Origin of the sequence: Flavobacterium antarcticum DSM 19726 (assembly GCF_000419685.1) — a bacterium.
GTDB classification, from domain to species: domain Bacteria; phylum Bacteroidota; class Bacteroidia; order Flavobacteriales; family Flavobacteriaceae; genus Flavobacterium; species Flavobacterium antarcticum.
Map to the genome: position 1 here is coordinate 32174 of NZ_ATTM01000008.1, position 20384 is coordinate 52557.

The 20384-nt window shown below is 35.2% G+C and carries 22 protein-coding genes and 1 pseudogene; 14 read left to right on the forward strand and 9 right to left on the reverse strand.

The genetic code is table 11. The features are described 5' to 3' along the window. The first annotated feature begins 190 nt into the window (after nucleotides 1-190). The 6 genes and pseudogenes from YWA_RS15150 (at nucleotide 191) to YWA_RS15155 (ending at nucleotide 5528) form a co-directional block, all read left to right on the forward strand. Nucleotides 191-664 (forward strand): copper resistance protein NlpE, encoded by a 474-nt coding sequence (locus tag YWA_RS15150; protein ID WP_022829025.1) that lies wholly within the window; start codon nucleotides 191-193, stop codon nucleotides 662-664. A 96-nt stretch (nucleotides 665-760) separates the two neighbouring features. Then, nucleotides 761-1999, forward strand: coding sequence for a pyridoxal phosphate-dependent decarboxylase family protein (locus tag YWA_RS0113385; RefSeq protein WP_026718807.1), 1239 nt, complete (start codon nucleotides 761-763; stop codon nucleotides 1997-1999). Between the two features lie 359 nt (nucleotides 2000-2358). Then, nucleotides 2359-2865, forward strand: coding sequence for an azurin (gene azu / locus YWA_RS0113390; protein ID WP_022829027.1), 507 nt, complete (start codon nucleotides 2359-2361; stop codon nucleotides 2863-2865). Nucleotides 2866-3036: 171 nt separating this feature from the next. Beyond that, nucleotides 3037-3771, forward strand: a complete 735-nt coding sequence (gene ric / locus YWA_RS0113395; RefSeq protein ID WP_022829028.1) for an iron-sulfur cluster repair di-iron protein — start codon at nucleotides 3037-3039, stop codon at nucleotides 3769-3771. Between the two features lie 97 nt (nucleotides 3772-3868). Next, nucleotides 3869-5086, forward strand: a complete 1218-nt coding sequence (locus YWA_RS0113400) for a hypothetical protein (protein ID WP_022829029.1) — start codon at nucleotides 3869-3871, stop codon at nucleotides 5084-5086. Further along, a pseudogene (locus YWA_RS15155) lies at nucleotides 5083-5528 on the forward strand (copper resistance protein CopD). Before YWA_RS0113400 ends, YWA_RS15155 begins: the two are co-directional and overlap by 4 nt. Nucleotides 5529-5606: 78 nt before the next feature. On the opposite strand, the gene hisS reads toward YWA_RS15155, so the two are convergent. The 3 genes from hisS to YWA_RS0113420 all read right to left on the reverse strand — a co-directional run bounded on the left by hisS (nucleotide 5607) and on the right by YWA_RS0113420 (nucleotide 8547). Further along, nucleotides 5607-6977: a histidine--tRNA ligase gene (gene hisS / locus YWA_RS0113410; RefSeq protein WP_022829030.1), complete on the reverse strand. Its 1371-nt coding sequence runs from the start codon at nucleotides 6975-6977 to the stop codon at nucleotides 5607-5609. 184 nt (nucleotides 6978-7161) lie between these two features. Then, complete coding sequence (gene prmC, locus YWA_RS0113415) at nucleotides 7162-8058, reverse strand: peptide chain release factor N(5)-glutamine methyltransferase (RefSeq protein WP_022829031.1); 897 nt, start codon at nucleotides 8056-8058, stop codon at nucleotides 7162-7164. A 3-nt stretch (nucleotides 8059-8061) separates the two neighbouring features. Beyond that, complete coding sequence (locus tag YWA_RS0113420; protein WP_022829032.1) at nucleotides 8062-8547, reverse strand: GNAT family N-acetyltransferase; 486 nt, start codon at nucleotides 8545-8547, stop codon at nucleotides 8062-8064. A gap of 27 nt (nucleotides 8548-8574) precedes the next feature. Here YWA_RS0113420 and ribD point away from each other — a divergent pair, with 27 nt between their 5' ends. Genes ribD through YWA_RS0113435 form a run of 3 tightly spaced genes read left to right on the forward strand, consistent with a single transcriptional unit; the run spans nucleotide 8575 to nucleotide 10833 of the window. Next, nucleotides 8575-9618, forward strand: a complete 1044-nt coding sequence (gene ribD, locus YWA_RS0113425; protein WP_022829033.1) for a bifunctional diaminohydroxyphosphoribosylaminopyrimidine deaminase/5-amino-6-(5-phosphoribosylamino)uracil reductase RibD — start codon at nucleotides 8575-8577, stop codon at nucleotides 9616-9618. Then, a complete protein-coding gene (locus tag YWA_RS0113430; RefSeq protein ID WP_022829034.1) occupies nucleotides 9611-10216 on the forward strand; it encodes an HAD family hydrolase in 606 nt (201 codons plus the stop codon). The genes ribD and YWA_RS0113430 overlap by 8 nt, the downstream gene beginning before the upstream one ends. Before the next feature lie 5 nt (nucleotides 10217-10221). Further along, a complete protein-coding gene (locus tag YWA_RS0113435) occupies nucleotides 10222-10833 on the forward strand; it encodes an IMPACT family protein (RefSeq protein ID WP_022829035.1) in 612 nt (203 codons plus the stop codon). 7 nt (nucleotides 10834-10840) lie between these two features. Here the strand turns inward: YWA_RS0113435 and YWA_RS0113440 are convergent, their stop codons facing one another. Beyond that, nucleotides 10841-11257: an acyl-CoA thioesterase gene (locus YWA_RS0113440; RefSeq protein WP_022829036.1), complete on the reverse strand. Its 417-nt coding sequence runs from the start codon at nucleotides 11255-11257 to the stop codon at nucleotides 10841-10843. A gap of 198 nt (nucleotides 11258-11455) precedes the next feature. Here YWA_RS0113440 and dnaA point away from each other — a divergent pair, with 198 nt between their 5' ends. Genes dnaA through YWA_RS0113455 form a run of 3 tightly spaced genes read left to right on the forward strand, consistent with a single transcriptional unit; the run spans nucleotide 11456 to nucleotide 14065 of the window. Next, the gene (gene dnaA / locus YWA_RS0113445) at nucleotides 11456-12883 is read left to right on the forward strand and encodes a chromosomal replication initiator protein DnaA (protein WP_022829037.1); all 1428 of its coding nucleotides are present in this window, start codon (nucleotides 11456-11458) and stop codon (nucleotides 12881-12883) included. A gap of 1 nt (nucleotide 12884) precedes the next feature. Beyond that, nucleotides 12885-13352: a low molecular weight protein-tyrosine-phosphatase gene (locus YWA_RS0113450; protein ID WP_022829038.1), complete on the forward strand. Its 468-nt coding sequence runs from the start codon at nucleotides 12885-12887 to the stop codon at nucleotides 13350-13352. Next, complete coding sequence (locus YWA_RS0113455) at nucleotides 13352-14065, forward strand: SAM-dependent methyltransferase (RefSeq protein ID WP_022829039.1); 714 nt, start codon at nucleotides 13352-13354, stop codon at nucleotides 14063-14065. The genes YWA_RS0113450 and YWA_RS0113455 overlap by 1 nt, the downstream gene beginning before the upstream one ends. 53 nt (nucleotides 14066-14118) lie before the next feature. On the opposite strand, the gene YWA_RS0113460 is transcribed toward YWA_RS0113455, so the two are convergent. The 5 genes from YWA_RS0113460 to dapF form a co-directional block, all read right to left on the reverse strand. Next, nucleotides 14119-14766: a hypothetical protein gene (locus YWA_RS0113460; RefSeq protein ID WP_022829040.1), complete on the reverse strand. Its 648-nt coding sequence runs from the start codon at nucleotides 14764-14766 to the stop codon at nucleotides 14119-14121. Nucleotides 14767-14864: 98 nt separating this feature from the next. Then, a complete protein-coding gene (locus YWA_RS0113465; RefSeq protein WP_022829041.1) occupies nucleotides 14865-15779 on the reverse strand; it encodes a DUF2279 domain-containing protein in 915 nt (304 codons plus the stop codon). 2 nt (nucleotides 15780-15781) lie between these two features. Then, the gene (mltG, locus tag YWA_RS0113470) at nucleotides 15782-16822 is read right to left on the reverse strand and encodes an endolytic transglycosylase MltG (RefSeq protein ID WP_022829042.1); all 1041 of its coding nucleotides are present in this window, start codon (nucleotides 16820-16822) and stop codon (nucleotides 15782-15784) included. 10 nt (nucleotides 16823-16832) lie between these two features. Then, nucleotides 16833-17366, reverse strand: coding sequence for a GNAT family N-acetyltransferase (locus YWA_RS0113475; RefSeq protein ID WP_022829043.1), 534 nt, complete (start codon nucleotides 17364-17366; stop codon nucleotides 16833-16835). A gap of 6 nt (nucleotides 17367-17372) precedes the next feature. Further along, nucleotides 17373-18152, reverse strand: a complete 780-nt coding sequence (gene dapF, locus YWA_RS0113480) for a diaminopimelate epimerase (protein ID WP_022829044.1) — start codon at nucleotides 18150-18152, stop codon at nucleotides 17373-17375. A 133-nt stretch (nucleotides 18153-18285) separates the two neighbouring features. Here dapF and YWA_RS0113485 point away from each other — a divergent pair, with 133 nt between their 5' ends. Beyond that, nucleotides 18286-19683, forward strand: coding sequence for a trypsin-like peptidase domain-containing protein (locus tag YWA_RS0113485; protein WP_022829045.1), 1398 nt, complete (start codon nucleotides 18286-18288; stop codon nucleotides 19681-19683). Nucleotides 19684-19772: 89 nt separating this feature from the next. Beyond that, complete coding sequence (locus YWA_RS0113490) at nucleotides 19773-20252, forward strand: MepB family protein (protein WP_022829046.1); 480 nt, start codon at nucleotides 19773-19775, stop codon at nucleotides 20250-20252. Nucleotides 20253-20384 lie beyond the last annotated feature (132 nt).

Sequence of the window (20384 nt, forward strand, 5' to 3'; positions counted from 1 at the left end):
CTAACTCTATTACAAACCATTTCATTCATTTGAAATGGTTTTTTTTGTACTAGTTCGAATATGTTTTTACACCAAATTCAATTTCATCATAAACAAAAACAGTAGAACTTATAACATTTAGACATGCTTGTCGTAACAGTAAACGAATGATTGTTAAATAGCTTTACCCCAACTTTAAAATAAAAAGATCATGAAAAAAGTAGCACTATTTATAATCGCATTATCTTCTTCCGTATTCATTTCATGCAAAGAAGAGGCAAAAACGGACGGTGATTTCAATGAGCAAAAAGAAATTGTAAACGAAGAACAGAATATGGACGGTCACACGAGTATAAATTCTCTAGATTGGCAAGGAACGTACGAAGGAACATTGCCTTGTGATGGCTGCGACGGAACTTTTACTGAGCTAACAATTAGCACCGACAATAAATTTATTTTGCATTCTACAAAAATGAACGGTGACAAAAAAGACAAAACTTCCGAGGAAGGCTTATACCAATGGGATGAGTCAGGTTCAAATATTTCAATGGAAATTAAAGGTGTAACAACCATGTATAAAGTGGGCGAAAACAAATTAATTTTATTGAATAATGAAGGAAACATGATGCCTGAAACAGATAAGGAGAATTATTTTTTGATGAAAAAAGAGGTAGCAAATAAATAACAAATCTTTTCGAATTCGTGTTTTTCATCTAAAACTAACAATTATCATACTTTTGCATTGCTGGATAGTCTTATTTTTGTGAAAAATTTTACCACCATGCAGTATTGGAAAAAATTATCGCAACAGGAACGCGTGAATCGAATTGCCGAAGCGTTGCAAAAGAATGTCAACTTTTCAAAAGACACTTCTCTTGGCTATCCTGCCTCAAAATTGGACAATAGGGTTTTTTACGACGATGCTCCATTTTTGAAAGACGCACCTACTTTACAAGCATATGTTGCTAATCCTAATAATATTGGTTGCCATACATTTGGTACTTCTGAAAAAGCATTTGCGGGAACACAGAATATCGAACGCGAAGTATTAAACGTAATTGCAGTTGACATTTTTAAGGCGCAACCCGACGGTTTTGACGGATACATTTCTCCAGGAGGTACCGAAGCAAATATTCAAGCATTCTGGATTTACAGAAACCAATACATCAAAGATTTTAATGCACGTTTAGACGAAATTGTTTTGGTTGCCTCAGAAGACACGCATTATTCAATCGCAAAAGCATCTAATTTGTTGATGATTGATTCTATAAAAATTCCTGTCAATTTTGACAACCGAACGATTTCAAAAGAAGTATTTGAAAACCACATTTTAGAAGCAAAGAAAAAAGGCAAGAAATATTTTATCGTTACTGCCAATATGGGTACTACAATGTTTGGAGCTGTGGATGATGTAAATTTACTCACCGACGTTCTCGTTGAAAATAATATCATTTTCAAATTACACATTGACGGGGCTTACGGTGGATTTTTCTATCCGTTTAGCAATCCGGACAGCGTTTTAAATTTTGAAAATCCACATGTGAGCTCGATTACCATTGACGCACATAAAATGCTGCAAGCGCCTTACGGAACTGGTATTTTCATCTGCCGAAAGGGTTTGATTGAAAACGTACTAACTAAAGAAGCCGAATATGTAGAAGGAATGGACTTAACCCTTTGCGGAAGTCGTTCTGGAGCCAATGCAGTTGCCGTATGGATGATTTTATTCACTTACGGAGGAAATGGTTGGTTTGAAAAAATCAGCATCTTACAAATGCGAACAAAATGGTTTTGTAAAGAACTTGACGCGTTGGGAATTGCCTATTTTAGAAATCCTTTTATGAATATTGTAACGCTAAAAGCTTCCTATATTCCAGAACATTTAGCGGAGCGTTTTGATTTGGTTCCCCAAAAACACGATCATACGAATCAGTGGTACAAAGTCATCATGATGGAACATGTAGAAATTGAACATCTCACCCTATTGATCGATGAATTAAAACAAGTTATCGTGCTGTAATACCTACTTTTATTTGGTTAATCTACCTAGAAAAATTTGTCCCCACTTTTTTTCTAGGTATTTTTTTTGCGCTAAGCAATGGGTTTATATACGCTTAACCACTTGCTAAAATATATTGATTTTTTTATTATTAAAAAAAGATGTAACTTTAGTATCGAATTGGCTCTATTTTTTGCTCATTTTAAGTCAAAATAATAACGCTCTTATGATTACAATCATAAAGCGGACAATAAAGTCCACTATATCTTTGTAGTGTTAAAAATAAGAACTTGATGAGCTGATTTGAGAGACATTTCAAGTACATTTATATAATCACGAGTAACACTAATTTTTAACCCTAATTACAAACATTTATTATTATGAAGAGAATTTTTAAGATTTCGTTTTTAGCATTCGCGACAATTTTTGCATTGAATTCTTGTGGTGGAAAAACCGAAAAAACGGAAGAAACTACTACAACTGAAGAAGTTTACGAAGTAGAAGATGCTACAACATCAAACGACATTACAATTGAAAGTAATGACGCGATGCAGTATTCTACTGGCGAACTTCGTGCTAAGGCTGGAGAGATTACATTGACATTGAAACACACTGGAAAAATGGAAAAAGCAGTGATGGGTCATAACTTAGTAATTTTGAAACCAGGTACTGATGTAAATGCATTTGGCGCAAAAGCAGCTGAAGCAAAAGACCAAGACTACATTCCAGCTTCTGAGTCAGGATCTGTTGTAGCACACACAAAATTAATTGGTGGTGGAGAAAGTGACACAATCACGTTCACAATTTCTGAGCCAGGAACCTACGATTACATCTGTTCATTCCCTGGACATTTAGCTTTGATGAAAGGAAAGCTAATCGTAGAATAAGCATTTTCTAAACAAATCCATTAGCCTTATTTTTTTAAAATTTTGCGGAGAGAAACAACACTTAAGACGTGTTTTTCTTTCCGCAGGAGGCTAATTATGTCTAAAAATTAGGACAAAAGACGTTAAAAATTATTTTAAGTGATTACTAAAATTATATAAATTAAATAGATTATGGAAACAAATAATAATTCTCCAATAGGCGAAATCGTAGCATTCGATTTTAGAACAGCAGCTGTTTTCTCAAAACACGGAATCGATTTTTGTTGCAAAGGACAACGCAGCATCGCAGAAGTTTGCGAAAAAAATAACTTAAATCCCGCGTCGTTATCGCAAGAATTAAACGATGTAATGAATGATAAAGGTGGAGAATCCATTGATTACAAATCATGGCCTCTGGATTTACTTGCAGATTACGTAGAGAAAAAACACCACCGTTACGTAACAGAAAAAACGCCTGTATTGATTCAGTTCTTAGACAAATTATGTAAAGTACATGGTGCGACTCATCCTGAATTGTTCGAAATTACTGCACTTTTTAAAGGTTCAGCAGCAGATTTAGGCGCTCACATGATTAAAGAGGAAACCGTTTTATTCCCATTCATTCGTTTAATGGCTGAAGCCAAATCACAAAACCGCGACATCGCAACTCCTCATTTTGGAACAGTGGAAAATCCAGTGGAAATGATGAAACACGAACACGAAGTAGAAGGCGACCGTTTCAGAAAAATTGTGGAATTATCAAACAACTATACACCTCCGGCAGATGCTTGTAATACCTACAAAGTGACTTTCGCAATGTTAGATGAATTCGAAAAAGATTTGCACACGCACATTCATATTGAAAACAACATCATGTTCCCAAGAGCAATCGCGCTTGAAAAAACATTTGAAGCAGTAGCACACTAAATAAATAAAAGTTTGCCGAGGAAATAACACAACCTCGGCAATCTTGTTTTTATGTTCTATTTAAATCGGAAAATAATTACTTTCTAACGTGAATTCGATGAAAAAATCTTGGCTCATCACATGCTTGATCAACTTTTGCCTCGCAATTTTAATGGCAATCGGTTTGCGTTCCGCTTATGTATTCCCTACAAATTTTAATTATACGTACCTCTTACATTCTCATTCGCATACCGTAATATTGGGTTGGTGCTATCTTGCAGTGTATACTTTTATTGTCGCTAATTTTATACCTAAAAAGATGCGCGATAAGCCAAAATACAATCGGTTGTTTTGGTTGACCGAAATATCCGTTCTTGGAATGGCAATTACATTTCCTATTACAGGATATGCTTTGTTCTCTATTGTTTTCTCCACATTACATATTCTTTGCAGTTATTATTTTGTCTTCTTGATCTTCAAAGACCACAAATCAAAATCTTTAATTGAAACCAAACTGTTGCATGCCGCACTAATTTTCATGGCAGTTTCTACCATTGGCGTTTGGTTTTTAGGACCAATAGCTTCAACTGGTGCTAAGGATTCGCCCTTTTACAATACGGCCATTCAGTTTTTCTTGCATTTTCAATTTAACGGGTGGTTTATATTAGCGGTTTTTGCATTATTCATTCACAAGGTGCAACGCTTAAAAATTTCGCTTTCGCAAAAAACATTTAATCAGTTTTACCTAAGTACCGTTATCGGAATTGTACTGACTTTTGCTCTACCTTTGAGTTGGTATTTTGATGGAAATTTATTCAGAACTATAAATTCAATCGGACTGCTCTTTCAATTTGTAGGAATGGTCTATTTCGTGCTGCTTCTAAAACCACATATTAAAACTATTTTTGCAACAGAACAACCAATCACCAAATTCCTTTATTACTTTGCTTTTTCGTGCCTGTTTTTGAAAATAATAATTCAATCAAGTACTGCAATTACTGAACTGGCAATTGCTTCTCATGCGATCAGAAATTTTACGGTAGGCTTTATTCACCTTGCAATGATCGGAGTAGTAAATAGTTTTTTATTCGCTTTTATTACACAAACTTCTTTATACGGAATTAAAAATAAAATTGCAGACATAGGAATTATGGTATTTCTACTTGGCTTTACTGTAATGGAATATTTGCTTTTTAGCGAAGGATTATATCTGTTTATGGGAAATGGCTACCATCATTTTTACTATGTTTCAATCTTAATTGCAACTACATGCATCGGTATTGGACTTCTCGTTTTTATGGGAAGTTTATTGACCTTAAAAACGACAAAACAATGACTACACACCATCTTTTATTAATTTTACATCTACTAGCTGCTGCTGTTTGGGTGGGTGGTCACTTGGTTTTAAGCGTTAGTTTTTTACCCGAAGCATTGCAAAAAAAAGATCCAAAAATAATTTAATCTTTGAAGAAAAATACGGTAGAATTGGACTTCCTTCATTGGCAACACTAATAATCACCGGGATTTGGATGGCGTACGATTTTAATGCCACAATTAGTACATGGTTTTCGTTCTCCTCACCAATTGAAACTGTAGTTTCTCTAAAATTAATTTTACTTTTTCTCACCTTCGCACTCGCCATCAATGCTCAAACGCGTGTAATTCCTAAATTAAGTCCAAAGAATTTGAATGTAATGGCTTTTCACATTATTTCAGTCACAACAATTGGCGTTTTAATGCTGATTTTAGGTTCAACGGTACGTTACGGAGGCATTTAGAAAAAGAAACAGCTATCCACAAAAAAAAGGTTTAATTGCAATTGCATTAAACCCTTTTTCTATAAAGTAGTGTGCTTATTAAATAAGTTTCTTTTTTAATTCTTCTAAAGAATAAAGCGCTTGCTCACCAGAAATTAAGTTTTTCAACGCATACTTTTCTTCTTTTATTTCCTCACTTCCAGCAATCACTGCAAATGGAATATTTCGTTTGTCGGCGTGACCAAATTGCTTGCTTACTTTCGCTGCATCGGGATACATTTCCACTTTAATTCCTTCTTTTCTCAAAGAATGAATCGCTTTCATCGCATATTTTGCTTCTTCAGTTCCGTAATTGATGAACAAGGCTTTTGTCGTCACTTTTACTGTTTCTGGGAATAAATTTAATTCTTCCACAACCAGATAAATGCGGTCTAATCCGAAAGAAATTCCCACACCACTCATGTTTTTCAAACCAAAAATTCCAGTTAAATCGTCGTAACGACCACCGCCACCAATGGAACCCATCGAAACTTCTTTTGGTGGAGCAACTTCAAAAATAGCTCCTGTGTAATAATTTAATCCACGAGCTAAAGTTACGTCCAAATCTAAAATAGAATCTTGTAAACCCAATTCGTTTACATTATCACAAATAAATTGCAACTCCTCCACTCCTTTCATTCCTTCAACAGAACTAGAAAGTAATTCTTTCAATTGTGAAATCTTATCAGAAATACTTCCGGTGAATGAAAATAACGGTTGCACCTTTACTAATGCGGCTTCCGAAATTCCTTTCTCCATCATTTCTTTCTTAACTCCGTCTTCACCAATTTTATCTAACTTATCTAAAGCTACCGTAAAATCAATTAACTTATCCGACGCACCAATTACTTCTGCGATTCCAGATAATATCTTGCGGTTATTGATTTTAATCGTCACGCCTTTCAATCCTAATTCAGAAAAAACACTGTCGTATAATTGTACTAATTCTACTTCTTGCCAGAGCGAAGTTGAACCAACCACATCAGCATCACACTGAAAAAATTCTCTAAAACGTCCTTTTTGAGGCCGATCAGCTCTCCAAACAGGTTGGATTTGGTATCTTTTAAATGGAAATTCAATTTCGTTTTGGTGTTGCACTACATATCTCGCAAACGGAACCGTTAAGTCGTAACGCAATGCTTTTTCAGAAATAGTTGAAGTCAATTTTAGACTGTCTTTATTTTCTAATAATGTAACGTCGGCTTTCGCCAAATAATCACCGGAATTCAAAATTTTAAAAATCAATCGGTCACCTTCTTCGCCATATTTCCCCATCAAGGTATCCGAATTTTCAAACGATGGCGTTTCAATCGGTTGGAAACCAAACTTCTCAAAATTACTTCTGATAATTTGCATGATATATTGTCTTTTCGCTACTTCTGAAGGCGAAAAATCTCTTGTTCCTTTTGGTATGCTTGGTTTAGATGCCATTTTTTTAATTATGAGTTATGCTGATTATATTGTTGTGCAAATATCTTAAATTTTACAACGATTGTTTCGTATAATTTCAATTTATATTTTTTATCTCGCAAAGGCGCCAAGTCGCAAAGCTATTTGTTACTCTTTGCGTCTTGGCGCCTTTGCGAGACTATTTCTAATTGTTAAAGCGCGATAATTAAAATTTGTTTTGTTTGTTCCAAACCGCACGAGTCATTCGGTCATTTCCGTAAATATCTTTTCGCAATTCGATATCAGAAAACGATAATTCGTTCAAAAGTTGAATCATTTCATTTCCTAAATATTGATTGATTTCAAAAAATAATTGTCCGCCATTATTCAAATTCTTAGTTGCCCAAAGGGCAATTTTTCTGTAGAAAATCAACGCATCAAAATCATCTACAAACAACGCAAGATGCGGTTCGTTTTCCAACACATTTGCTTTTATTTCGTGCTTCTCTAAATTCCGAACATACGGCGGATTCGAAACAATGATATCAAACTGCTCCATTAAATCTCCGGTTTGCAAAATGTCTTTTTCTAAAAAAATCACCTCCACTTTATTTTGTTCCGCATTTAATTTTGCAACTTGCAATGCTTCAGGTGAAACATCAATCGCAAAAACTTTCGCATATGGAATATTTTTCGCCAGTGAAATCGCAATGCAGCCGCTTCCCGTTCCAATATCCAAAATCTTTAAATCTTGCAATCCTTCTATCCTTCTATCTTTAAATCTTTCTATCTTTTTCTCCTCAGTAATAATCCAATCCACCAATTCTTCCGTTTCAGGACGCGGAATTAAAACATTTTCATTGACCGCAAAAGGCAAACCATAAAACTCTGTATTTCCTAATAAATATTGAATGGGAATTTCCTTTTTTAATTCTGTAATTAAATTTTCCCAAACATTTATCGCGTCACCTGAAAACTCAAAATCTGTGTTAAGTGCCAAATCAATGCGTTTCATTTTGTGTTTGTCTTCTAAAATAAGGTAGAAAAAACTTTCTGCTTCGTCCATTCCGTGAATTGGCTCCAAGGCTTCTATAAATTTAGTTCGGTATAATTTTGCGTTCATTTTTTATAATTTTTTCAACATCCAAATCGGACAAGAGGTGTGACCTGTTGACCCTAACGGTTTTTCTAAATATTCAAAACCTGATTTCACATAAAGTTTTTGGGCGTCTTTCATTTCAGGCAATGTTTCCAAATAGCAACTTTTAAAACCGAATTTTTTTGCATTTTCTAAACACAATTGCATTAATTCCGTTCCAAAACCTAAACCACGAGCTTCCGGCAGAAAGTACATTTTCTGCAATTCGCACACACCATTTGATGGATTTTCTAACGGAGCAACTCCAGCTCCACCGATAATTTTTCCCTCTTTTTCGAGGACGAAATAAATCGAGTTTTCCACATTGTAATTTTCAAACATGGTTTTTAAAGAAACATCTTCATAAGCTGTTCCCGTTTTAGGTAAATCTAATTCGTCAAAGACACTTTTAATCAGCGCTTCGACAAATGGATTATCTTGAAGTTCAATGGGTCGGATTGATATTGCAGTCATTACAAAACAAAATAGTATTTTTGCGACGTGAAGATACATGAAAAATACCTAAAACGCTGCATTCAACTCGCCAAAAATGGCTTGGGAACGACCTATCCAAATCCTATGGTAGGAAGTGTAATTGTTTACGAAAACCAAATTATAGGTGAAGGTTGGCACAAAAAAGCAGGCGAACCTCACGCAGAAGTTAACGCAATAAATTCGGTTAAAGACAAAAGTTTATTACCGAAAGCTACCATTTACGTGAGTTTAGAACCTTGCAGCCATTTTGGAAAAACACCGCCGTGTTCCGATTTAATTATTGAACATAAAATTCCCAATGTAGTGATTGGAACTATTGACCCAAATGAAAAAGTTGCAGGAAAAGGAATTCAGAAATTACTTTTAGCCGGACATAATGTTACCATTGGCGTATTAGACGAAGAATGTCTAGAATTGAACCAACGCTTTTTTACTTTTCACCAAAAGAAACGTCCTTATATTATATTGAAATGGGCGGAAACCTCCGATGGATTAATTGCTCCATTGAGTAAGGACGAACAAAAACCAGTTTGGATAACAAATCAATATTCGCGTCAATTGGTGCACAAATGGCGAACGGAAGAGCAAGCAATTTTAGTGGGTACGCAAACCGTTTTAGACGACAATCCGAGTTTGAATGTTCGAGATTGGAAAGGTAATTCGCCAGTGAAAATCATTTTAGACCGACAAAATCGGATACCTGAAAGTGCAGCAGTTTTTAATTCGACAGAAAAAACAATTGTTTTTTCGGAAAGCAAAAGAAGTTTTAAAAACCCAAATTGTATTTCAGAAGTTATTAATTTCAAAGGGGATTTAGCACAAGAAATTTGCAATTCCTTATTTCAACATAACATTCAATCTGTAATCATTGAAGGTGGAGCCCGAACTTTGCAAACTTTCATCGATGAAAATCTTTGGGACGAGGCTCGTGTATTTAAAGGAAAAACATCTTTTACAGAAGGAACAAAAGCACCACAACTTTCTGGACAATTAACAGCACAAAAAAGCATTTTAGAAGACGCACTTTTAATTTTCAGAAATCATGATTAAAAATATCATTTTCGATTTCGGCGATGTCTTTATCGATTTAGACAAAGAAGGTTTGCGTCATTCATTACAATCTTTGGGAATTAAAGAATGGAATTCGGAATTAAACACATTAAATGAATCTTTTGAAAAAGGCCGTTGTTCTGAAGAATTCTTTCTTTCGGAAATTCAAAAACATAGTTCGAATAAGAATTTAGAAGAAATAAAATCAAGTTGGTGTACAATTCTGGGCGACTTTCCACTTCATCGTTTAGAATTTTTAGAACAATTAGTAACTAAAAATTACCGACTGTTTTTGTTGAGCAACACAGACGCCATTCATATTGCACATTTTCAAAAAAAGGTTGGAAGCGATTTTTACAATCGATTTTACAATTGTTTTGAAAAAGTATATTTTTCATTTGAAATGGGTTTGCGAAAACCACAAACTGAAATTTATACGCAAGTACTTAGCGAAAATAATTTAATTTCATCAGAAACATTGTTCGTAGACGACAAAAAAGAAAATACAGACGCGGCAGAAGATTTAGGAATTCAGGTTTGGACTTTAAAAGTTGGCGAAGAAGATGTGATTGAATTATTTGATAAAGTAAAATTTTAGCTATTTTGGAAATAAACGATACTTACAAAACGATTGCTTCTGCGTCTGAACCTTTTTTGCTGAAAGAAAAAAGCAGTAAATTTTTCGGCTACGCATTTCCAATAGAAAATGAAGATGATGTAAAAGTTATCATTGAGGATTTGCGAAAAAACAATACTGGTGCAGTTCACTTTTGTTATGCGTATCAATTGGGCGTCGATAAAATCGCTTATCGAGCTAATGACGACGGCGAACCAAATAACTCTGCAGGAATGCCTATTTACGGCCAAATTCAATCATTTGACGTGACGAACGTGCTAATTGTTGTTGTACGGTATTACGGAGGAATCAAATTAGGCGTTGGCGGATTGATTACTGCTTACAAAACAGTTGCTCAAATGACGCTGGAACAGTCAGATATCGTTGAAAAAACGATTGACGTACATTTTATAGTTTCATTCAATTATGAAAACATGAATAAAGTCATGAGAGTAATTAAAGAAAAGAATTTAGAAATTGTAGCGCAAAAAATGGAAATGAGCTGCGAGATTGAACTCAAAATCCGCAAAAAAAATGCCGAACACGTATTCGACATTTTCAATTCTTTGTATCCTATTGAAGTTAAAATTAAGGAATAAACCCATTCTATTTGATTTCCTTATTTAATTCGGAAATTTTGTCTAAAATATAACTTGGAGGTGTAATTGGACGACCTGTTTTCATGTCCACAAAAACCAAAACCGAATGGGCAATTGTTAATAACTCTTGCATCTCGTTATAAATCTCATAGTCAAATTCAATCTTCACGGACGTCTGGCTTTTGAAAATAGTTTTGACGGTGATCAAATCGTCGTAACGTGCCGGTTTTTTATAATTCATCGTTAAAGAGACCACCGGAAGCATCACTCCGTTTTCCTCCATCCATTTATACGAAATCCCCATGTTTCTCAACCACTCCACGCGTCCCATCTCAAAATATTGGGCATAATTTCCGTGGTAAACCACTCCCATTTGGTCCGTTTCTGAATAACGAACTCTAACTTTAAACTCATGTATTCTCATAATAAATTCGTATCTTTCTAAATTAATTTTAACGTCAATTTTACATGACTTACAACATTTTTTTTACAAAATCAATCGGTAATAATTTTTTTTTGAAGAAAATTGTTCACATATTTGTTGTCCCGAAAGATATGGAAAAGAGCCTTTCTTTTTTATAAAAATCAACCACTAATAAATAACACATTTTAAAGTCTAATTATGAACAAAACTGCTCAATCAGTGTGGGAAAACTGTCTATTATTTATAAAAGACAATATCCAAGATCAAGCATACAAAACTTGGTTTGAACCGATTAAGTCAGTAGAATTAACAGACAATGCTTTGTACATTCAAGTGCCTAGTAAATTCTTTTACGAATGGCTTGAAGAACATTATGTTAAATTATTAAAAGTTGCACTTACCAAAGAACTCGGGAAAAACGCAAAGTTACTCTATAAAATTAAAATGGAGAACACTTATGGCAACAAACAACCTTTTACGGAACAATTGCCAAGTGCTCATCGTGGACCAATGAAGACGCAGGAAGTTGACGCTCCTTTTAAGAATTTGAATCCAGAATTGAAAAATCCGTTTGTAATTCCTGGTATTCGCAATTTAAAAATCGAATCTCAATTAAATGCAAATTATAGTTTTGACAACTTTTTAGAAGGTGATTCAAACCGATTGGCACGTTCAGCAGGTATGGCTGTCGCTAATAAACCAGGCGGAACCGCATTTAATCCATTACTTATATTTGGTGGTGTTGGTTTAGGAAAAACCCATTTGGCACACGCTATTGGAGTAGAAATTAAAGATAAATATCCTGAAAAAACGGTTTTATATATTTCAGCCGAGATTTTCACACAACAATACATTGATTCGGTTAAGAAAAATAACCGGAACGACTTTATTCACTTCTATCAACTGATTGACGTTTTGATTATTGACGACGTACAATTTCTTTCAGGTAAAACCGGAACGCAAGATGTGTTTTTTCACATTTTCAACTATTTGCACCAGAACGGAAAGCAAGTTATTCTGACTTCGGATAAAGCGCCTGTTGACATGCAAGACATTGAGCAACGCTTATTGTCTCGTTTCAAATGGGGACTTTCAGCAGAATTGCATCAACCGGATTATGAAACTAGAATTTCAATTTTGAAGAACATCCTTTATAGAGATGGTGTTGAAATTCCAGAAGAAATTATTGAATATGTTGCGAGAAATATTAAATCAAACGTTCGTGAATTAGAAGGGGCTTTGATCTCATTAATCGCACAATCTTCTTTCAATAAAAAAGAAGTGACGATTGATTTAGCCAAACATGTGGTTGAAAAATTCGTGAAAAACGTAAAACGAGAAATTTCTATTGACTACATTCAAAAAGTAGTTTCTGATTATTTTCAATTGGATCTTGAAATTTTACAATCAAAAACAAGAAAACGCCACGTGGTTCAAGCACGTCAGTTGGCCATGTTTTTTGCAAAGAAATTCACGAAAGCTTCGTTAGCCAATATCGGTTCACAAATTGGCGATCGCGATCACGCGACTGTTTTACACGCTTGTAAGACTGTCGACAATTTAGTGTCGACCGACAAGCAGTTTAAAAAGTACGTGGACGATATTCACAAAAAACTTTCACTCTAAAATGAAAACGAAGATTTTGATGGTTTGCTTGGGCAATATTTGCCGTTCACCATTAGCCGAGGGAATCCTTGCTTCAAAACTTTCGCCTGAACATTTTACCGTCGACTCTGCTGGAACAGGCGATTATCACATTGGCAAAAATCCCGATCATCGCTCTATAGCTATTGCAAAAGAAAAAGGTTTAGACATTTCGCACCAACAAGCGCGACAATTTACCGCACAAGATTTCATCGATTACGATTATATCTATGCAATGGATGGATCAAATTACCAAAATATTATAGCCTTAGCACCTGATGCGAACTCGAAAGAGAAGGTAAAAATGATTCTCAACGAACTTTTCGAAGGTGAGAATGTCGATGTTCCGGATCCGTATTTTGGTTTAGAAAATGGATTTCCAATCGTATATAACATGCTCGATGAAGTATGTGAAACCATCGCTGAAAATCTCAAAAAGAACCATTTATAATGCAACCCAAAGGAAAACTTTATTTAATTCCCAATACGTTAGGCGATAGCAATCCGATGGATGTGCTTCCGCAAACGGTTCAACGCGCGATTGAGCTGATGGATACTTTTGTAGTTGAAAACGAAAAAGACGCGCGAAAATTCATCAAAAGTATTTGTCCCCAGAAAGTCCAAGCTACTTTAAAATTAAGTTCACTCAACAAACGAACGGAAAAATCAGAACATTTTGCAATGATTAAACCTTGTTTAGACGGCGAGAATATTGGATTGATGTCGGATGCAGGTTGTCCAGGTGTTGCTGATCCTGGTGCTGCAATAGTCAAGCTGGCACATGAAAATGGAATTCAAGTTATCCCGTTAGTTGGTCCATCGTCCATTTTATTGGCTGTAATGGCTTCTGGAATGAACGGTCAAAGTTTCGCTTTCAATGGTTATTTACCCATTGAAAAAGACGAAAAGAAAGCGATGCTGAAAAGTTTAGAAAAATTGTCAGCTGATAAAAACCAGTCGCAGTTGTTTATTGAAACACCTTACCGCAATAATAAAATGCTGGAAGATTTGTTGCAAATTCTCCAACCTTCCACTCATATTTGTGTGGCAGCCGATATTACATTACCTACAGAATACATTAAGAGCATGCGTGTTCAAGAATGGAAAAAGACGAACGTCGATTTACACAATCGACCTTGTATTTTTATCATTCATAAAATGTAAATTCATAAAAAAAGCGACTTTCACAAGTCGCTTTTTCAGTATAATTCGTTTTGTTAATGCTTGATTTTAGCGTTGCTATTTGCCTCAATAAAGGAAGTATCGTAGCCGCCAAATTTCTTCATATAGCTTTGCAAACTGGTTCCGTAATTGTCTTTAATACTTCTTTTGCCATTGTTCTTAAAGAATTTTTTCACTGAACCCGCTCCACCTAAATGAGCAGCTGCTAAAATCCCCGATTCTGTAACTGCAATTCCATTTACCACTTTTCCGTCGTACTTTTTGATTTCTTTGCGCAATTCCCATTTGTTCTTAGCTAACAATGCTTTGAACGCTTTCTCTTGCATACGTGGATTTCTCAAAAACTCTGAACTGTCGTGAATTCCGATTGCTCGAAGTGCCGCAATACCGAATTGATATTTCCCCATATAACCAAGGGAATTAATCAAAGTATATTTTCCCTGAGATTCTTTCCAGGCAAGTGCTTCTTTAAACCCAGTAAAGGTTTTTCCAGTATAAGGAAAATTGAAATTGAGGTATTCGTCGGTGCCGTTGTCTATTTCTTCTAAAGAGGGAAGAATGTAAAAAGACGATTCGTCTTGTTTTACAACGTTTCGATTGTTGTGTGTAGTCGCTTTAAAACTTAAAGTAATAAAAGCAGTAATAAGTGCAATACTAGTGTAATATATCCATTTTTTGATCATAACTTGAATTTCTTCTCAAACCCTGTCACTTTGAGAAATTTCAGCCTGCAAATATACGAATAAAAATATAAATCTGATAATCAGCGTGTTAATAAAATCTAAAAATACACAGCGTGCCATTTAAACCTACCATTACCAAGGACTTCTAGAGATGGAGCAGGAATTTTAATTGTATTAAAAAGGGAGAAAAGGGTTTTTAAAGTATGGTTTTTAGTTTGAATTTTGGTTAAATCGACATCTAAACTCAAGTAAAATTGGCGGATTCTCTTCGTTTCAGGTAAGAAAATACTATTCACTAAAACAGCATCGCCTGTAATCATTCCTTCAGCACCATAACCAACAGCTAAATTCAACCATTTTGGAACTTTCGCACTAGGAACAAAAGAAGCAATATGGGCAGATAACCAATAGGTTTGCCCGTTATAATCTTTTAGAATTTGTTCGTTCCAAGTGCTTCCTAACGTATTTGGACGAGCCGATGGATAAACGGTTTGATGATAGGAGAATTTTGGAATGATCCGTTGTTCGTTCCAAAGTAAATCTTGGGAAATAAACAATGCAGTTCCTGATGCATTCGCTATAATATCACCATAAGAAGCTCCCCATTCTGCCGAAAAACCGTCCATTACTTCAACAGCGGTAAGAAATGCAAAACCTAAAGTAGCGCCATACAAACGCTGATTTTTGACACTACTTCCGCTCCACTCTAACATTTCTGCACCAACGCGACCGACATGATAAGCAGAAAAAATATGACCTGCTTTGTCCATTTGGAGCCATTGCCCATTATCGTTTAAGAAATGGAAATCACTTTTGGGATAATCCTTATACCACAATTGGTTGAGTGCCAAAAGTGTCGCGGATGCTGTAACAATTTGGGTTGTAAAAACAGCATTTTGTCTCTTCAGGTTCAAGGTATCGGAAGGTGTTAAAAATGATTCTATTTTACCTTGCGCAAAAACCGATTGCAGACCAATACTGAAAATTAAAATTAAAATAAATTTGTAGTTCAACTCTACCTTTTAATGCCTTGTTTACTAATCCACGCTACATATTTCTGACGATTCACCTCATGTTGAGCAGCAGTTACGGCAAATTCATGGTATCCAAAATTCGTCACGCTTGCACAAAAGAAAATATAGTTGTGCTTCTCCGGATTCAAAACCGCATCTAAAGCAGTAACATCAGGCATCGCGATAGGTCCTGGAGGTAAACCTTCATACATATAAGTGTTATAGGGCGAATTGGTCTCCAAATCCTTGTATAAAACGCGTTTGATTTCAATGTCAAAATCATCGGCATTTTTCTTAACCGCATAAATCACCGTTGGATCTGCTTCTAATTTAATTCCGCGATTCAAACGGTTTAAGTACACTCCGGCAACTCTAGGTCGCTCGTCCGATTTTACGGTTTCTTTGTGCACGATTGAAGCTAATGTAGCCACTTCTAATGGAGTCAGGTTTTGTGCTGCTGCTTTTTGCAATCTTTCAGGCGTCCAAAACTTGCGGTATTCCTTTGCCATGCGTTCACGAAATTTATCCGCAGAAGTGTTCCAGAAAAACTCATAAGAATTAGGAATAAATAAGCTCAACACATTTTCGCGCGTCATGTTTTGTTCTTTCAAAAAATCTTCATCAGTAAAACTTCTCATTAGGCTTCTACTGTCTGCTTCGATTTGAGAACCAATTCGTCCTGCGAAATCTTCTAAACGTTCTTGGTTGTTAAATGCTAAATTCAACGGTACATTAACTCTCAGTGCATTTACTAAATCATTGTTATTCATATCTCTTTTTAACAAAAAGCGACCTGGTTTCACGTTTGCAACATAAGATTTCTTTTCTGCCGTCATTTGAAATAATTCCATGTCCTTGATATAAGGCGTGATTATTTGTATCACATCGTTATAATTCGAGTCGGTTGGAATATTTACGTAAACCTCTTTCTCTGAAAAAGTCGTGTTCGCAGAAAAGATATTTTTGTAAATCAAATAGCCGTAAACGGAAGCACCAATTACCACTGCAAGAGATAAATAAGTAAGAATTTTTTTAAAGTTCACGAGTCAAAGTTTAAATGAATGGATTAATAAGTTGGAAAAGTGCTTCGTCTTGGTAGGTGTTTTCAATTAAATTCCAATCCTTCTTGACGCCGCATTTTTGAAAACCAAAAGTAGTAAAAAGCTTTATACTAGTTTGATTTTCCACCCCAATATTTGCATACAATTGATGTAAATTCAGTTGGTTAAAACTATAATTGATTAATAACTCTAAACTTTCAGCGCCATAACCGTGGCCCCTTTCTGTTAGATTTTGAATTACAATACCTATTCCTGCTCTTTTATTTCTAGGGTCAAAATCAAATAAGTCAATTAAACCAATGGCTTCTTCAGAGTTGTTTTTGCAAATCGCCAACCGCAACTGTTTGGCTTCGTAAATATCTTGGTGTGCATTTTCTAAATACTGGCGAATTAAAAACTTGCTGTATGGCGTTTGGGTGTTACTTACATTCCAAATCGCTTCGTCGTTTTCAATGCTGTGCACGAACTCTAAATCTTCAGGTTCTAGCGCTCTTAAATATAAATTAGTTCCTTTTAAAGTAATCATATGTTTTTAGATTTGAATACTTCCTGAAAAGACGAATGTTGCAGGTCCGGTTAGAAAAACGTCCGTAAAATTATCTTTTCCACCTTGAAATTTCACCGTCAACGAACCACCTTCTACGTTTAAATTTACGTCATTGCTCTTGGTTTTTCCAATAACAAACATTGCAATTGCAACAGCTGTAACTCCGGTTCCGCAGGACAACGTTTCATCTTCGACACCACGTTCATAAGTTCGCACCGTAAAAGTATCGTCGTTAACCTGTTCTACAAAATTCACATTACTTCCTGCATTTCCATATAAATCGCTGTATCGAATTTGAAAACCCGTTTCTTTTACGTTGAAATTCTTAATAGCATTCACCATTTGAACATGATGAGGCGAACCCGTATTCATAAAGACATAATCTTCTTCAACTTTAATATTATCAACATTTTTCATTTGTAACGAAACTGTTTTATCCGAATTAATTTTTGCATAATGCAAACCATCCACCGCTATAAAAGTAGTTTCATTGTCAAAAATCTGAAGCTTTTTGGCGAAAGCCACCAAACAACGGCCGCCATTTCCGCACATGGAACTTTCGTTTCCATCCGAATTGTAATAGACCATTCTAAAATCCGTGGTCGCGTCATTTTCTAACAAAATAAGACCGTCGCCACCAATTCCAAATCGCCTGTCGCAGAGTTTACTAATTAACTGTGTGCTTTTTGGAAAAGCTCCCGAACGATTGTCAATCATCACAAAATCATTTCCCGTGCCTTGGTATTTGTCGAATTGTAATTCCATTGGATCAATTTAGTTTCACAAAGTTACACTTATTAATGAAAAGTTAATCATTGTTAATCGAGCGTTAAACGAATTTTAGTTAGCAAATGAAACTTCTAAATTTGTAGTTAAATAATCCAATAATTAATTGATAATGAAAAAATATACTAGTCTTTTCGCAGTAGCATTGTTAAGTGGGGCGACTACACTTGGTGCTTACAAGTTGGTCTTTGATGAAAATAACACATTTTCAAAATCAGAAAATACGGTAAGTGTTGCACCGCAATCGTATATGAAAACGGTTGGTCTTGGAGCAGAAAACATTGATTTTGTAGACGCGGCCGACAAAGCAGTTCACTCGGTGGTTCACGTAAAAAATGTGTCGTACCGAACGGTTTCTAACCCAATTTTAGAGTATTATTACGGGTATCGAGGCGGACAACAGCAGGAGCAAATTGGAACGGGTTCAGGCGTAATTATTTCGGAGGACGGTTATATTGTGACGAATAATCACGTGATAAAAGCCGCTCAAGATATTGAAATTACCTTGAATAACGGAAAATCCTACAAAGCAAAACTTATTGGTACAGACGAAAAGATGGACATTTCATTACTGAAAATCGATGCAGATGAAAAACTTCCTTACTCGACTTTTGCGGATTCGGACAATGTAAAAGTGGGCGAATGGGTGTTAGCCGTTGGGAATCCGTATAATTTAAATTCAACAGTTACGGCGGGAATAGTTTCGGCGAAAGCTAGAAATCTAGACACTTCAGGACTGCAATCTTTTATTCAAACCGACGCCGTGGTGAATCCTGGAAATAGTGGTGGCGCTTTAGTGAATACTAGAGGTGAACTGATTGGAATTAATACAATGATTTCGTCAAATACAGGTTCTTACGTAGGCTATTCTTTTGCAGTTCCTTCAAATATTACGCGTAAAATTATTGAAGACATTTTAGAATATGGAATGGTGCAACGTGGAATGCTGGGTGTTCAAGGAGCTGAATTAAACGGCACGATTTCAAAAGAGTTGGGTTTAAAAACTTCAGAAGGATTTTACATCGGTGATGTGACTAAAAATTCTGGAGCACAAAAAGCAGGTCTAAAAAAAGGAGACGTAATCATAAAAATAGATAACAAAGCGATAAACACGTTTGCAGATTTAAACGGGTACATCAATACGAAACGACCGAGCGACCAAGTAAAAGTCACCATTTTAAGAGACGAAAAAATGATGGTTGCAACTGTAACCTTGTCGAAAAACGATATCGTTCAAACGAAATTCAAAGGAATGGAGTTAGAAAACCTAACTTCGGCTGACAGGCAAAAATTACAAATTAATTCAGGAGTAAAAATTACATCCATTGAAAATCCGCGATTGGCACAGTTCAAAAGTGAATTGACAGGAGCTGTTATTTTAAAAATAAATACTATTCCGGTTACTGATATGGAACAAGTGAATAAGTTGATTAATAGCAAACAAGAATCGGAAGCAATTCAGTTGGAAATTATGACGAATAGCCGCCAAATCGTTCGGATTATTATTTAGAAATCAAAGAATTGTATTTAAAAGAGTCAACCACCGTGTTGGCTCTTTTTTTTGTTCAAAAAAAACTATTTTAGCCTTAAAAATTTACAATGCGACTTTTTGAACAAATAAATGAGAACCTTTTAAAAGCAAATTTAATTGCAACCGATTTTATGCGTGAAAAAGAAAGTCAAGAATACGACGCTTGTCGGTTTAAGATTGAGGAACGACAAATTCATTTTCGAAAAGCGAAAGTAACACCTAAAAAAGAAGGATTATTTGTAACTTTTTGGAAACGAATTCCAAGCGGTGTGATCGCACCTTTTGAGAAAAATGATGATTTCGACTTCTTAATAATTGAAGTAAAAAATGAAATTGATTCTGGTTGGTTTATTTTTCCAAAAACCATTCTTATGGAGAAAAATATAATTTCAACATCGTTAAAAGAAGGTAAACGAGGATTTCGAATTTATCCGCCATCAAGCGGTCCAAAAAGCAAACAAGGATTCGCTTCACAAAAGTGGCAAATGCTGTATTTTTCATCATTTAGGGAAGTTTCAAATTTACTAAATAAAATAGTTCGTTATTAGCAGAAATTATTATTTTAGAATACTATAAAAACTTTTATATCAGTTTTTTAGAAAATAAAAACTCAAATTCACACCGTAAAATAAGAGGTTTGCAAAGTATTTCAATCGATTTGGCAAATTGTTCTTAAAATG

Bases quoted from the DNA above. Each gene is read 5' to 3' on its own strand.
- YWA_RS15150 (WP_022829025.1), top strand. From the start codon at position 191: ATGAAAAAAGTAGCACTATTTATAATCGCATTATCTTCTTCCGTATTC.
- YWA_RS0113385 (WP_026718807.1), top strand. From the start codon at position 761: ATGCAGTATTGGAAAAAATTATCGCAACAGGAACGCGTGAATCGAATT.
- azu (WP_022829027.1), top strand. From the start codon at position 2,359: ATGAAGAGAATTTTTAAGATTTCGTTTTTAGCATTCGCGACAATTTTT.
- ric (WP_022829028.1), top strand. From the start codon at position 3,037: ATGGAAACAAATAATAATTCTCCAATAGGCGAAATCGTAGCATTCGAT.
- YWA_RS0113400 (WP_022829029.1), top strand. From the start codon at position 3,869: ATGAAAAAATCTTGGCTCATCACATGCTTGATCAACTTTTGCCTCGCA.
- hisS (WP_022829030.1), bottom strand. From the start codon at position 6,977: ATGGCATCTAAACCAAGCATACCAAAAGGAACAAGAGATTTTTCGCCT.
- prmC (WP_022829031.1), bottom strand. From the start codon at position 8,058: ATGAACGCAAAATTATACCGAACTAAATTTATAGAAGCCTTGGAGCCA.
- YWA_RS0113420 (WP_022829032.1), bottom strand. From the start codon at position 8,547: ATGACTGCAATATCAATCCGACCCATTGAACTTCAAGATAATCCATTT.
- YWA_RS0113430 (WP_022829034.1), top strand. From the start codon at position 9,611: ATGATTAAAAATATCATTTTCGATTTCGGCGATGTCTTTATCGATTTA.
- YWA_RS0113440 (WP_022829036.1), bottom strand. From the start codon at position 11,257: ATGAGAATACATGAGTTTAAAGTTAGAGTTCGTTATTCAGAAACGGAC.
- dnaA (WP_022829037.1), top strand. From the start codon at position 11,456: ATGAACAAAACTGCTCAATCAGTGTGGGAAAACTGTCTATTATTTATA.
- YWA_RS0113450 (WP_022829038.1), top strand. From the start codon at position 12,885: ATGAAAACGAAGATTTTGATGGTTTGCTTGGGCAATATTTGCCGTTCA.
- YWA_RS0113455 (WP_022829039.1), top strand. From the start codon at position 13,352: ATGCAACCCAAAGGAAAACTTTATTTAATTCCCAATACGTTAGGCGAT.
- YWA_RS0113460 (WP_022829040.1), bottom strand. From the start codon at position 14,766: ATGATCAAAAAATGGATATATTACACTAGTATTGCACTTATTACTGCT.
- YWA_RS0113475 (WP_022829043.1), bottom strand. From the start codon at position 17,366: ATGATTACTTTAAAAGGAACTAATTTATATTTAAGAGCGCTAGAACCT.
- dapF (WP_022829044.1), bottom strand. From the start codon at position 18,152: ATGGAATTACAATTCGACAAATACCAAGGCACGGGAAATGATTTTGTG.
- YWA_RS0113485 (WP_022829045.1), top strand. From the start codon at position 18,286: ATGAAAAAATATACTAGTCTTTTCGCAGTAGCATTGTTAAGTGGGGCG.
- YWA_RS0113490 (WP_022829046.1), top strand. From the start codon at position 19,773: ATGCGACTTTTTGAACAAATAAATGAGAACCTTTTAAAAGCAAATTTA.